Genomic DNA, 13,005 nt, shown 5'->3' on the forward strand with positions numbered 1-13,005 from the left:
TCGTCCTCAGCGTTTGTAGGTGTTTTTCACGAAGGGCATGGCGGCGACCTGTAAGGGCAGTCGCTGGCCGCGCACCTCGGCGAAGAGCTTTGTGCCAAGCGCGCTCAGATTCGTGGGCACGTAGCCCATCGCAACCGGCGCATTCAGGCTCGGGCCGAAACCGCCCGAGGTGACTTGTCCGATCGGCTCGCCGCCCGCGTCATTCGCAAACAGCAGCGCGCCCTCGCGCACCGGCGCGCGGCCCAGGGCGAGCAGGCCGACGCGGCGGCGGGATGCGCCGCCATCGAAATGGGCGAGGATCTTCGCAGCGCCGGGAAAGCCGCCGGCGCGTGCACCGCCGGTGCGGCGGCTTTTCTGTACCGACCATTCCAGCGCGGCCTCGACCGGCGTGGTCGTGGTGTCGATGTCGTGGCCGTACAGGCAGAGCCCGGCTTCCAGCCGCAGGCTGTCGCGGGCCCCGAGGCCAATCGGCAGCACGTCGGGATTTTCAAGCAGCACCTTTGCGAGGCGTTCGGCATCGCCTGCTGGAACCGAGATCTCGAAGCCGTCCTCGCCGGTGTAGCCGGAGCGCGAGACGAAGCACTTGATGCCGGCGACCTCATGCGGGCCGGCGTCCATGAACTTCATGTCGGGCGCCTCTGCACAGAATTTCGCCAGCGCCGCTTCGGCCTTCGGGCCCTGCAACGCGATCAGCGCGCGGTCGGCAAGCTGCTCGATCACGCAGGCGTCGGACAGGTTGGCGCGCAGATGCGCCTCGTCCTCGGCCTTGCAGGCGGCGTTGACGACCAGGAACAGGTGATCGCCGAAATTGGCGACCATCAGGTCGTCGAGAATGCCGCCGTCGTCATTGGTGAACTCGGCGTAGCGCTGCCGCCCTGCGGCGATCGCCACGATATCCTGCGGCACCAGCCGCTCCAGCGCGCGGGCGGCGTCCTCCACATTGCCGGATTTCGGCCGGAGCGCGAGCTGGCCCATGTGGGAGACATCGAACAGGCCCGCTTTGGTGCGGGTATGGAGGTGCTCCTTCAAGACGCCCGCGGGGTACTGCACGGGCATGTCATAGCCCGCGAACGGCACCATCTTGCCGCCCAAGGACACATGGAGGTCGTAGAGGGGGGTACGTTTCAGGGTGTCTTGGTCGTGCGCTAGCATCTTGAGGGCCCTCGGCGGTTCCCCGGGGAGGATTCCCCGATGGACACCAGTCGAAGCCCCATCTGTCGCTGTGCCTGAGAGTATTATCCCGTCGGCGGACGCTGTCCGGGCCTACACCCGTCGGCGCCTCTTTCCAGATGCTGTCAAAGCCACGCGGTCCTTTTGCCTGAGAGTTTCCGGGGCGGTTGCTCCTTCGGCGCCGGCTGCCTAAAGCCGGTCTCTCCCGACGTGGCCGTACGATACAGATGGGTAGAGACCACAGCGGAGCCAAGCCTGTCAACGCGACACTCGCGCCTTTCAACCGGATTGCGCGGCTGCGGCAACCCTCTGATCTCTCTGCACAGTTTCTGGACAGCGAAGCTGGCCTTGTCTAAAAGCGCTTTGGCCCGCAGATATCAGCCTTAACGGTCCGGTTTGGACCGCGAAAAGCGGGCCCAAGCATACCCGATTGGATGAACATGAGCGGCGTCAACGAGATCAGGTCGACCTTTCTGAACTTCTTTGCCGAGAACGGCCACGAGATCGTGCCGTCCTCGCCACTCGTGCCGCGCAACGACCCGACGTTGATGTTCACCAATGCCGGCATGGTGCAGTTCAAGAACGTCTTCACCGGCGTCGAGAAGCGGCCCTATCAGCGCGCCACCACCTCGCAGAAATGCGTGCGCGCCGGCGGCAAGCACAACGACCTCGACAATGTCGGCTACACCGCGCGCCATCTCACCTTCTTCGAGATGCTCGGCAATTTCTCGTTCGGCGATTACTTCAAGGAGCGCGCGATCGAGCTCGCCTGGAAGCTGATCACGAGCGAGTTCGGGCTGAAGAAGGACAAGCTGCTCGTCACCGTCTACCACACCGACGACGAGGCGGCCGGCCTGTGGAAGAAGATCGCCGGCTTCTCCGACGACCGCATCATCCGCATCCCGACCTCGGACAATTTCTGGGCGATGGGCGACACCGGGCCGTGCGGCCCGTGCTCGGAGATCTTCATCGACCGCGGCGAGCACATCTGGGGCGGTCCTCCGGGGTCGCCGGAAGAGGACGGCGACCGCTTCCTCGAATTCTGGAATCTCGTGTTCATGCAATACGAGCAGGTGACGAAGGAGGAGCGCGTTAATCTGCCGCGTCCCTCGATCGACACCGGCATGGGCCTGGAGCGCATGGCCTGCATCCTCCAGGGCGTCGAGAGCGTGTTCGAGACCGACCTGTTCAAGAACCTGATCGACGCGACCTCGTCCGCGCTCGGCAGCGGACCGAACGAGCAGAACGTCGGCTCGTTCCGCGTCATCGCCGATCACTTGCGCTCGTCCGCCTTCCTGGTCTCGGACGGCGTGCTGCCCTCGAACGAGGGCCGCGGCTATGTGCTGCGCCGGATCATGCGCCGGGCGATGCGCCATGCGCAGCTCTTGGGTGCCAAGGAGCCGCTGATGCACCGGCTGGTCTGGGCGCTGGTGCGCGAGATGGGCCAGGCCTATCCGGAATTGATGCGCGCGGAAAAGCTGATCGAGGAAACGCTGCGGCTGGAAGAGACCCGCTTCCGCAAGACTCTCTCGCGCGGCTTGGCCATCCTCGACGAGAAGAGCGCGTCCTTAAAGAAGGGCGACATGTTCGACGGCGACGTCGCCTTCACGCTCTACGACACCTACGGCTTCCCGCTCGATCTGACGCAGGACGCGCTGAAGTCGCGCGGCATCGGCGTCGACCAGGCGGCGTTCACCGACGCGATGGAGCGCCAGAAGGCCAAGGCGCGCGAGTCCTGGAAGGGCTCGGGTGAGGCCGCCTCCGAGGCGATCTGGTTCCCGCTGCGCGAGAAGCTCGGCGCCACCGAATTCCTGGGTTACGAGACCGAGAGCGCCGAGGGCGTGGTCTCGGCGCTGGTCAAGGACGGCGCCGAGGTGACGAGCCTCAAGGCCGGCGAGACCGGCGCGATCGTGCTGAACCAGACGCCGTTCTATGCGGAGTCCGGCGGCCAGGTCGGCGACACCGGCGTGCTCTCGGGCGAGGGCGGCATCAAGGTTCGCGTCACCGATACGCAGAAGAAGCTCGGCGATCTCTTCGTCCATATCGGCACGGTCGAGAGTGGCGAAGTGAAGCTCGGCACGGCGCTGCAGCTCGAGGTGGATCACGCACGCCGCTCGACCATCCGCGCCCATCACTCGGCGACTCACATTATCCACGAGGCGCTGCGCCAGGTGCTCGGCGATCACATCGCCCAGCGCGGCTCGATGGTCGCGCCGGATCGGCTGCGCTTCGACTTCGTGCATCCGAAGCCGATCACGGCTGAGGAGCTCGCCCGGGTCGAGGACATCGCCAACGACGTGGTGTTGGAGAACGACGAGGTCACCACGCGCGTCATGGGCGTCGACGAGGCCCGCGAGGCTGGCGCGCGCGCGCTGTTCGGCGAGAAATATGGCGACGAGGTCCGCGTCGTCTCGATGGGCAGGACCGCGCGCGAGCGCGGCGCCAACGCGCTCGGCTGGTCGGTCGAGCTCTGCGGCGGCACCCATGTGAAGCGCACCGGCGATATCGGCCTGATCACGGTCACGAGCGAGAGCGCGGTCGCCTCCGGCGTGCGCCGGATCGAGGCGCTGACGGGCAACTACGCGCGAAAACATGCCAACGACACCATGGCGCTGGCGAAGATCGCGGCGAACGAGCTGCGCACCTCGCTCGACGACGTGCCGGCGCGCATCTCGGCGCTGATGGAGGAGCGCAAGAAGCTCGAGCGCGAACTCTCCGATGCCCGCAAGAAGCTGGCGATGGGCGGCGGCGCCGCAGCCGGCAACAACGGCGCAGCGTCGGGCGTGCGCGAGGCCGGCGGCGTCAAGCTGATGGCGCGTGCGGTCGAAGGCATCGAGATGAAGGATCTCAAGAGTCTCGCCGACGACGGCAAGAAGCAGATCGGCTCCGGCGTCGTCGCCATCGTCGGCGTCACCGGGGACGGCAAGGCCGGAATTGTGGTCGGCGTCACGCAGGACCTCACCGCGCGCTTCAATGCCGTGAATCTCGTGCGCATCGCCTCCGAGGCGCTCGGCGGCAAGGGCGGCGGCGGCCGGCCCGACATGGCCCAGGCCGGCGGCCCCGATGGCGCCAAGGCGTCCGAGGCCCTGAGCGCGATCGAAAAAGCGATGGCGGGCGCTTAGCTCAATGTCTACCGGACTGGCGAGCGCTCAGCCCTCTTCAGGAACACGTAGTCGGCGGAGTAGGGCGCGCTCCTGAACTCGCCGGCCTTGTCGCAGGCACCGTCGAGCTTGCCGCCATGGGTGTTGATGCGCTGGACCGTGGTCACGGGCGTGAGTGTGCCGCTGCCGCGATGCGAGGTGACGTTCAGTTTCAGCCAGGGAATGTCGGCTGCGGTCGCGCCCGGCGCATTGCCGGCGGCTTTACCCGTCACCGCGCTGCCGTCGGCGAGCTCCCAGTTCGGCCCGGCATAGTGTGATCGGCATGGTCGCATCTCCGCGCGAGGGCCACAGAATTGAAAAAGGGCCGCGCTTTGGCGCGGCCCTTGATCATGTCTGGCCCAGTCGGGCGAAATTGCGGACAGCTTACGCCGCCAGCTCTTTCGTGAGGTTCTCGGCGACCTTGTCGAGGAAGCCGGTGGTCGAGAGCCAGCGCTGGTCGGCGCCGACCAAGAGCGCGAGGTCCTTGGTCATATAGCCGGCCTCGACGGTGTCGACGCAGACCTTCTCCAGCGTGGCCGCGAACTTGGCGAGCTCGGGGTTGTTGTCGAGCTTGGCGCGGTGCGACAGGCCTCTCGTCCAGGCGAAGATCGAGGCGATCGAGTTGGTCGAGGTCTCCTTGCCCTTCTGGTGCTCGCGGTAATGGCGGGTCACCGTGCCGTGGGCAGCTTCCGCCTCGACGGTCTTGCCGTCGGGGGTGAGCAGCACCGAGGTCATCAGGCCGAGCGAGCCGTAGCCCTGCGCGACCGTGTCGGACTGCACGTCGCCGTCGTAGTTCTTACAGGCCCAGACATAGCCGCCGGACCATTTCAGCGCCGAGGCCACCATGTCGTCGATCAGGCGGTGCTCGTAGGTCAGGCCCTTGGCGTCGAACTCCTTCTTGAACTCGCGGTCGAAGATGTCCTGGAAGATGTCCTTGAAGCGCCCGTCATAGACCTTGAGGATCGTGTTCTTGGTCGACAGGTACACCGGGTAATTGCGCAGCAGGCCGTAATTGAAGGAGGCGCGGGCGAAGTCGATGATGGAATCGTCGAGATTGTACATCTCCATCGCGACGCCGGCGCCGGGCGCCTTGAACACTTCCTTCTCGATCACGGTGCCGTCCTCGCCGACGAACTTCAGCGAGAGGGTGCCCTTGCCGGGGAACTTGATGTCGGTGGCGCGGTACTGGTCGCCATAGGCGTGGCGGCCGATGATGATCGGCTTGGTCCAGCCGGGAACCAGGCGCGGCACGTTCTTGCAGATGATCGGCTCGCGGAAGATCACCCCGCCGAGAATGTTGCGGATGGTGCCGTTCGGCGACTTCCACATCTGCTTGAGATTGAACTCCTTCACCCGGGCTTCATCCGGGGTGATGGTGGCGCATTTGACGCCGACGCCGACCTTCTTGATCGCCTCGGCGGCGTCGATCGTCACCTGATCGTTGGTGTGGTCGCGGTATTCCATGCCCAGGTCGAAATAGAGCAGCTCGACATCGAGGAACGGGGTGATCAGCTTGTCCTTGATGTACTGCCAGATGATCCGGGTCATCTCGTCGCCATCGAGCTCGACGACGGGATTGGATACCTTGATTTTTGCCATGATCGGGGAAGCCTCTTGGGAACGGCGCTTTCGGCGCGCCACGGGAATATCCGCCGCCTCTTAGCACCTGATAGCAGCGGGCGAAAGCCAAGGGATTATGCACTTTTAGCTCATCCAGCTTGCGCAGGCGGGAAGCGGCCGGCCGGCCCTCGGCCCGGCCTTCGGGCCCGTTTCGGGCGAGATTCAAAGTCGAATCCAAGTCGTTATTTCCCTTGAGAATTTTGTCAGGACAGGCAAACGACAGACCGCGAGGCGGCCCGGTCGTGGGGGCCGCTTGAATCAATTCCTAAGGCGGCCTTGCCAAGGCCTTGAGACGAAGAGTGGAAGCGAAAGCAGATGTCGGGGACTGACAAGAGCAAAGCGGGCCTTTCCCTCGACGGTCCCATCGTGATCCTGGTCGAGCCGCAGCTCGGCGAGAATATCGGCATGGCCGCGCGCGCCATGGGCAACTTCGCCCTCGACCGGATGCGCATCGTCAATCCCCGGGACGGCTGGCCCAACATCGCGGCCCAGCGCGCCGCGGCCGGTGCGGACCATATCCTGGAGAAGGCGCAGCTGTTCGACACGGTCGAGCAGGCGGTTGCCGACCTCGACCTCCTGTTCGCCACCACCGCACGCCCCCACGACCAAGCCAAGCCCGTGGTCGGGCCGGAGGCCGCAGCGGCCGAGATCGCAGGTCACGTCGCGACCGGCGGCAGGGCCGGCATCCTGTTCGGCCGCGAGCGCTGGGGTCTGACCAACGAGGAGGTCGGGCTCTCCAACCGCATCATCACCTTTCCGGTCAATCCGGGCTTCGCCTCGCTCAACCTCGCCCAGGCCGTGCTGCTGGTCGGCTACGAATGGTTCAAGCGCGCGACGTCGGGCGAACTGCCGCACGCCATGCCGGAGCGCTCCGAGCGCGCCTCGCAGCACCAGATGCAGGCCTTCTTCGACAATCTCGTGCGCGAGCTCGACAAGGTCGAATTCCTGCGCCCGGCCGAGAAGCGCGACACCATGCTGGTGAACCTGCGCAACATCTTCACCCGGATGGAGCCGACCAAGCAGGATATGCACACGCTGCACGGCGTGATCATGGCGATCGCCGAGGGGCGCAAGGGTCCGGCCAAGGGCGGCGTGCTCGATGGCGAGCAGGCCACGCGCCTGCGCGCGCTGCTGGCCGAGCACGGGCAGGGCGGCGGCGTGCCGGACAGCGGCTCGACCGTGCGCGGCCTTGCCCGCCTGCTCCGCCGCAACCCGACCGACGCCGAACGCCTGCTCTGGCAGGCGCTGACGCGTGATCGCCGCTTCGCAGGTGGGTTCAAGCGGCAGACTCCCGTGGGGCGCCACATCCCCGACTTCGTCTCATTCCCGCACCGGATCGCGATCGAGCTGGTGAACCCGGGCGAGGGGGAGGCGATTGCGGCCGATCGCGCGGGACGGCGGACTTGGCTCGAGGCGCGCGACTATCGGGTGCTCGACATCCGGGCAGTGGATGTGGAGCGCGATCTCGAGGCGGAGCTGGTGCGGCTTGCCGGGATGTTGGGACAGTAGAATCTCAGCGGGCCGCGGCGTCATCGAAGCGAGCGGATGCGGTGACGATGGCGGCAAGCAGCGCGGCGATCAGGATGATGGCCAGTGCGGCCGTCCACCCATAGGCTTCAACGGCACTTCCGACCGCGACAGGCCCGGCCACCTGGCCGAGATTGCTGCCCTGCATCACCAGACCGGTGACAACAGGAATGAGTGCGGCGGATGGCGCGAGCAACGGGATCGATGAGATCAGGACGGCCGGCATCAGGCCACCAACCGCCGCGAACAGGATGCACAGCAGAAGCGTCGGCGTATCGCTGAACATCTGCAAGAAGATGCCAGGACCTGAAAAGCCCATGGCCAGACAGGCCGCGAAGATCAGCACTGAACGCCGGGCACCGCGCGCGAGCAGGTAGCCGGCAGCGACATTGCCGATGATGTTGCTTGCGGTGGCGAGGGCACTGAGCATGCCGGCCGTGCCATGGGGGATGTTCATCCGTTCCATCAGCAGCACCGGGAGGAAGCTGAACAGCGCGAAGAACATCAGGCTGTAGAGGACAAAACATCCGGCCAGCAGAAGCGGGCCTTTGCTTGCCGCCACGTACACGGCATCGGACATCGTCCGTCGCCACGATGCCGGGGTGCGCTTCGGAGCGGCCGGAATACTCATCCACGCGGCCACGATGGCGATCGCTGCAGGACCGGCGCTGCCCCACCACAGTGCGCGCCAGTCGCTGAAGAACGTCCCGACGAGCATCGCGAGCGCAATGCCGGCCGGCATGAAGCAGCTCCACAGGGCAAGCGGAACGTCCTGTTGCCCGGACGGGACTGCTCTGTTCAGGATCGCCGGACCCGCAACAATGATCAGAAGAAATCCTGAGCCTTCTACGATGCGCGATGCGAGAAGCACCGCATAGTCGGTTGCGAGCGCGCCGATGATGGCGCCAAGGATGAGCAGCCCGAGGCCGAGAATGAGACTTCGCCGATCTCCGGCGCGGGCGACGAGGGAGCCGGCAGGGATACCGCCCAACAGGCCGAGAACAGCGATGATCCCGGTCAGCCAGCCGGCAGCGGCGAGGTCAAGGCCCAGATCCTTTTGCAGCATGGGCGTGGCGATCGCAGCCTTCCCCACCTGGATCGCGGCGACGGCGCCGGAGCCCACGACGATGCTCACCACATGCCAATGCCGATCTCGCAAGGACGAGGCAGGTGCTGCCGCCGCCATCAGGCCGCCTCCGTGAGCCGCCCAGCGGCCAGGGCGCGAGCGATCTCGGCGACATGGCGTCCCTGAAAGCGTGCCCCGGCCAGTTCGTTGGCGCTTGGACGACGATCCCCGCCGCTGCCGTCGTCGGCGAGGGTCGATGCGCCGTAGGGCGAGCATCCGGTGACCTCGTCCATGCGCATCTGTCCCTTGAATGTGTAGGGCAGCCCGACCACGACCATGCCGAGGTGCAGCAGCACGCTGTGCACGGACAGAATGGTGCTTTCCTGGCCGCCATGCTGGCTGCCCGTCGATGTGAAGACGCTGCCGACTTTGCCCACGAGCTTGTTCTCGAACCACAGGCCGCCGCACTGGTCGAGGAAGTTCTTCATCTGCGCGGCCATGTTCCCGAAACGCGTCGGGGTGCCAAGGATGATCGCGTCGTAGTCCGGCAATTCGGCCACGGCGGCGGTGTCGGCGCGTTGATCGACCTTGTATCCGGCCCTCTGCGCGACGTGGTCGGGAACAATTTCCGGCACGCGCTTGATGGCGACTTCGGCTTCGGCCTCCCGTGCACCCCGGGCCATCTCTTCAGCCATCGTCTCGATGTGACCGTAGGACGAGTAGTACAGCACCAGGACCTTCGTCATTTTGCTTCCTCGCTCTTAGGTGGGGGCTAGCAGCCAAAATAGGTCTGTGCTTGATCAGCGGTAGCGCGATAAGATCGATGAGTTCGATCGATTGGACAGATCATGTTGGACGTGCTGACGCTAGATCAGTTGCGAACATTCGTGACGGTGGCGGAATGCGGGAGCTTCCGGGCGGCCGCGGCTCGGCTGTCCCGTGTTCAGTCCGCCATCAGCCATGCCATCGCCAATCTGGAGGCCGAACTGGGTGTTGCGCTGTTCGATCGCACGGGTCATCGGCCGGTCCTGACGCCCGAGGGGCAGTCACTGCTCGCCAACGCGCGTGACATTCTCCTCAGGGTCGATGCGATGCGGGCGCGAGCCCGGGGCCTTGGCGAGGGAGTCGAACTCGAGCTTTCCCTGACAATCGACACGTTGTTTCCGATCGGCATGGTCGGCGCAGCATTGACGAAGATGCGCGCTGCCTATCCCTCGGTTTCAATCAGGCTTGCGGTCGAGCCGCTGGGTGGACCGATCGCCTCGCTGATCGACAAGCGCAGTTCGCTTGCGATCGTGGTCGGCGAGGATTTTCGCGATCCCCGGATCGCACTCGAGGCGATCTCGTCGGTCGAGCAGGTTGCCGTCGTTTCCGTCGATCACCCATTGGCGAGGCGGCAATCGCGCAACAGGATCAACCTTCAGGATCTGGCCGATCATCTGCAGATCGTTCTGTCCGATCCGACGCCGCTGACGGAAGGGCGCATGTTCGGTGTGCTTTCGCCCCAGACCTGCCGGGTCACCAATCAAGACACCAAGCATGCGATGATTCTCGCCGGTCTCGGCTGGGGCCGCCTGCCGTTCTGGCTGGTGGAGCGCGATCTGAGGGAAAGGCGCCTCGTGCGCCTTGCCACCACCGCCCTCGGACGGCGCAGCCAGGTTGCCGCAGAAGCCTATCTCGCGCACCGGCTGGACCAGCCGCTCGGACCAGCCGCGCTGGCTTTTCGCGAGGCCTTGTTGCAGATCGCCGAGGCGTAGGCGGACACGGCTCGAGGCGCGTCGCGTGCTCGACATTAGGGCAGTGGATGTGGAGCGGTGATCTGGAGGCGGAACTGGTGCGGCTTCAGGGGATGATGGCCAAGTCGGCCTGAGCATCGGGCCGCACGGACCCGTCGCCTGCAAGTGCGCAACCAAGGGCTGTGCATAGACAAGATTGGTTGCTATGAAGTCTCTGGAAATTGAGTGGGGACTGCATGTTTGGAAGGATCGGCCGCGCAGGAGTTCGTGCGGCAGCAAGCTTCGGTGTTGTGGCGCTGACGGCCTTGCTCGAAATGTCAGGCGCTCGCGCGGAAATGCCGTTGGCTTCCAAGTGTAACGCGGTCGGCAATTTCAGCCTCGATGACAGGATCGCAGGCTGTACCGCCATCATTCAGGCGGCGGGGACGGGCATGCAGCAAGGTGTGGTCATGGCGCGCTTCCGCCGCGCCATGTTCTACCGCCAGAAGGGCGAGATCGACCTTGCGATAGCGGACTACAACGAGATCATTGAGCGCGATCCGGGCAATCTGAACTCCCGCATCGCGAGGGCTTCTGCGCTGATCCAAAAGCGAGAGCCCGAGGCTGCGCTGCTTGATTATGCCAAGGTGATCGAGCTCGATCCGAAGAATACCTACGCCTATATCGGACGTGCTCACGTCTATTCGGCGAGACGCGACTTCGTCCGTGCCATCGCCGATTATGATCAGGCCCTTCTGATTCATCCGGACAATGTCATAGCGCATGTCGAACGAGGCCTCTCTTACGTCCGGAATGGGGATCCCGATCGGGCCATGGCTGACTGCGATCGTGCGGTCGAGATCAGCCCGCAAAACGGTGGAGGCCAATTGTGCCGCGGTCGAGTTTACTTCGCAAAGGGTAAGAGAGAGCTCGCGTTGGCCGCACTGGATCAAACCATCCAGATCAAACCCAGAAGCGAGAATTTTTACTACTTCCGAGCCGAATCCTTTTCTCAACTGGGTGAACTCGACCGCGCGATCGCCGACTATGACCGGATCATCGAGCTAAACCCACAGAGCCGGTCTGCCTATGGTTGCCGGGGCGTCGCCTATTTTCAAAAGGGTGATTACGATCGCGCCATTGCCGATTACAATCAGGTGATCCAGCTGGCACATAAGGGTCAAGGAAACACCGGCGATCGGCAGAGTCAGCTTCAAGGTCAGGATGCAGATCCCATTTCTGCGTCCGTCGCAGGTGAATCGATTGCGCTCGCGTCCACGGATGGCCCCGTGCTCCGCGCTCGGGGTGGGGCCTACCACGCGAAAGGGGAGCTTGACCGCGCTATCGCAGACTTCGATGACGCGATACGCCTCAACCCCAAGGATAAGGATGCATTCGGGCTCCGCGCCAACGCGTACAAGGCCAAGGGGGACTTCGGCCGCTCGCTCGAGGACTACGATCAACTCGTGCAGCTCGATCCCAAGGATGCGCGCGCCTACTTTCATCGTGCGAGGCTCTATTGGCAGACCGCTTCCTTCGCCCAATCGTTGACCGATCTGGATCAGGCGATCGAGCTCGATCCGAAAGGTGCCTATCCAGTCATCTGGCGCGAAATTGTTGCAAGGCGCAGCGACCAACCGAGCCGGCTGAGCGAGGCTGCAAAGCGGCTCGACGCGACGAAATGGCCCGCGCCGGTCGTCAACCTCTTCCTGGGTACGACGACGCCGGAGCAAGTGCGCAGCGCAGCGGACGATGCCGACCCGGCGAAGAAGAAGGGGCAGGTCTGCGAGGCGAATTTCTATATTGCCGAGCGAGCCCTGCAGAGCGGCTCCAGGGAAGAGGCTTTAAAACTGTTCGAGCAGGCGGCTGCCGATTGCCCGAGGACCTTTATCGAGAAGTCGGCCGCCGACGTCGAGCTTGCCGCGCTGCGAGCGAGCCGCTGATCGAGCGGACGGGTCCGTAGGCGGGCAAATCAAAGCTTACAGTTGAGACGGAATGGTGGGCACGGCGCGTCGCGCCTTTGCCCACCCTACGAAGTCATCGTAGCCCGGATGGAGCGCAGCGCAATCCGGGACAGTGTCCCCGTTACGAAGCAAGAACCGTCACACGGCCTCCAACTGCTCCGCCGCCCGCTTCTTCTTCGCCTTCGCCTGGCCGAGCAGGGGACCTGCCGTAAGCGCCGCGGTATCGGCGACGCCCGGGTCGCGCGAGATCATCGCGGCGACGATGGCGCCGTCGATGATGAGGCCGAGCTGGTGCGCCAGCACTGCAGGCTCGGCCGAGCCGAGCTCGCCGGCGAGCTTCTCGATGTGGCCGAGCACGATCTTCTTGTGCTTCAGCGCGATGTTGCGGAATTGCTTGGCATCCTTGTCGTGCTCGCCGACGGCGTTGATGAAGGGGCAGCCGTAGAAGCGCTCTTCGGCGAACCAGCTCTTCAGCGCGGGGAAGATGCGCGTGAGTTTCGCCTGCGCATCGCCGCCGCCTTGCTCCATGGCGCCGATGAACCATTCGCGCCATTGCTTGCCTTCGCTCTCCAGCACCGCGTTGACGAGGTTGGTCTTGGAGCCGAACAATTTGTAGAGCGTGGTCTTGGCGGTGCCGGCCTCTTCGATGATCGCATCGATGCCGGTGGCGTTGATGCCGTTCTTGCAGAACAGATGCGTTGCGGCGCTGAGCAGGCGCCCGCGTGCGGATTCGTCGTCGCCGGCAGCGGCGTGGGGCGGATTCTTCTTCGATGACGGCTTTGCCATGAGCGACAACTTAATCG

The 13,005-nt window shown here is 64.7% G+C and carries 9 protein-coding genes, 1 pseudogene and 1 riboswitch; of the genes and pseudogenes, 4 read left to right on the forward strand and 6 right to left on the reverse strand.

Annotated features, from left to right (window positions below; genetic code table 11):
• Nucleotides 1-6: 6 nt before the first annotated feature.
• Nucleotides 7-1,152, reverse strand: coding sequence for a glycine cleavage system aminomethyltransferase GcvT (gene gcvT / locus I6F20_RS00415; protein WP_225124729.1), 1,146 nt, complete (start codon nucleotides 1,150-1,152; stop codon nucleotides 7-9).
• 145 nt (nucleotides 1,153-1,297) lie between these two features.
• Nucleotides 1,298-1,388: riboswitch (glycine riboswitch) on the reverse strand.
• A gap of 222 nt (nucleotides 1,389-1,610) precedes the next feature.
• Here gcvT and alaS point away from each other — a divergent pair.
• Nucleotides 1,611-4,292, forward strand: coding sequence for an alanine--tRNA ligase (gene alaS / locus I6F20_RS00420; RefSeq protein ID WP_225124731.1), 2,682 nt, complete (start codon nucleotides 1,611-1,613; stop codon nucleotides 4,290-4,292).
• An 8-nt stretch (nucleotides 4,293-4,300) separates the two neighbouring features.
• On the opposite strand, the pseudogene I6F20_RS00425 reads toward alaS, so the two are convergent.
• Both I6F20_RS00425 and I6F20_RS00430 read right to left on the reverse strand, forming a co-directional pair.
• Nucleotides 4,301-4,609: pseudogene (locus I6F20_RS00425) on the reverse strand (DUF3455 domain-containing protein); the annotation flags it as partial.
• An 85-nt stretch (nucleotides 4,610-4,694) separates the two neighbouring features.
• Nucleotides 4,695-5,909 carry an NADP-dependent isocitrate dehydrogenase gene (locus I6F20_RS00430; protein ID WP_225114235.1) on the reverse strand — a complete coding sequence of 405 codons (1,215 nt, stop codon included), beginning with the start codon at nucleotides 5,907-5,909 and terminating at the stop codon, nucleotides 4,695-4,697.
• 336 nt (nucleotides 5,910-6,245) lie between these two features.
• On the opposite strand from I6F20_RS00430, the gene I6F20_RS00435 reads away from it, so the two are divergent.
• The gene (locus I6F20_RS00435; RefSeq protein ID WP_036027863.1) at nucleotides 6,246-7,439 is read left to right on the forward strand and encodes a TrmJ/YjtD family RNA methyltransferase; all 1,194 of its coding nucleotides are present in this window, start codon (nucleotides 6,246-6,248) and stop codon (nucleotides 7,437-7,439) included.
• A gap of 4 nt (nucleotides 7,440-7,443) precedes the next feature.
• Here the strand turns inward: I6F20_RS00435 and I6F20_RS00440 are convergent, their stop codons facing one another.
• On the reverse strand, nucleotides 7,444-8,643 hold the full coding sequence (locus I6F20_RS00440) for an MFS transporter (protein WP_225114234.1): 1,200 nt from the start codon (nucleotides 8,641-8,643) through the stop codon (nucleotides 7,444-7,446).
• Nucleotides 8,643-9,269, reverse strand: coding sequence for an NAD(P)H:quinone oxidoreductase (gene wrbA, locus I6F20_RS00445; RefSeq protein WP_036012985.1), 627 nt, complete (start codon nucleotides 9,267-9,269; stop codon nucleotides 8,643-8,645). Before wrbA ends, I6F20_RS00440 begins: the two co-directional genes overlap by 1 nt.
• A 102-nt stretch (nucleotides 9,270-9,371) precedes the next feature.
• Here wrbA and I6F20_RS00450 point away from each other — a divergent pair, with 102 nt between their 5' ends.
• Both I6F20_RS00450 and I6F20_RS00455 read left to right on the forward strand, forming a co-directional pair.
• Entirely contained in the window at nucleotides 9,372-10,280 is a 909-nt protein-coding gene (locus I6F20_RS00450) for a LysR family transcriptional regulator (RefSeq protein ID WP_225124733.1), read from the forward strand.
• Nucleotides 10,281-10,495: 215 nt separating this feature from the next.
• A complete protein-coding gene (locus tag I6F20_RS00455) occupies nucleotides 10,496-12,181 on the forward strand; it encodes a tetratricopeptide repeat protein (protein ID WP_036012965.1) in 1,686 nt (561 codons plus the stop codon).
• 159 nt (nucleotides 12,182-12,340) lie between these two features.
• Here I6F20_RS00455 and I6F20_RS00460 read toward each other — a convergent pair whose 3' ends face one another.
• Nucleotides 12,341-12,988, reverse strand: coding sequence for a TetR/AcrR family transcriptional regulator (locus tag I6F20_RS00460; protein WP_225124735.1), 648 nt, complete (start codon nucleotides 12,986-12,988; stop codon nucleotides 12,341-12,343).
• Nucleotides 12,989-13,005: the final 17 nt, after the last annotated feature.

It is taken from the genome of Bradyrhizobium sp. IC3123 (genome assembly GCF_020193625.1).
GTDB classification, from domain to species: Bacteria; Pseudomonadota; Alphaproteobacteria; order Rhizobiales; family Xanthobacteraceae; genus Bradyrhizobium; species Bradyrhizobium yuanmingense.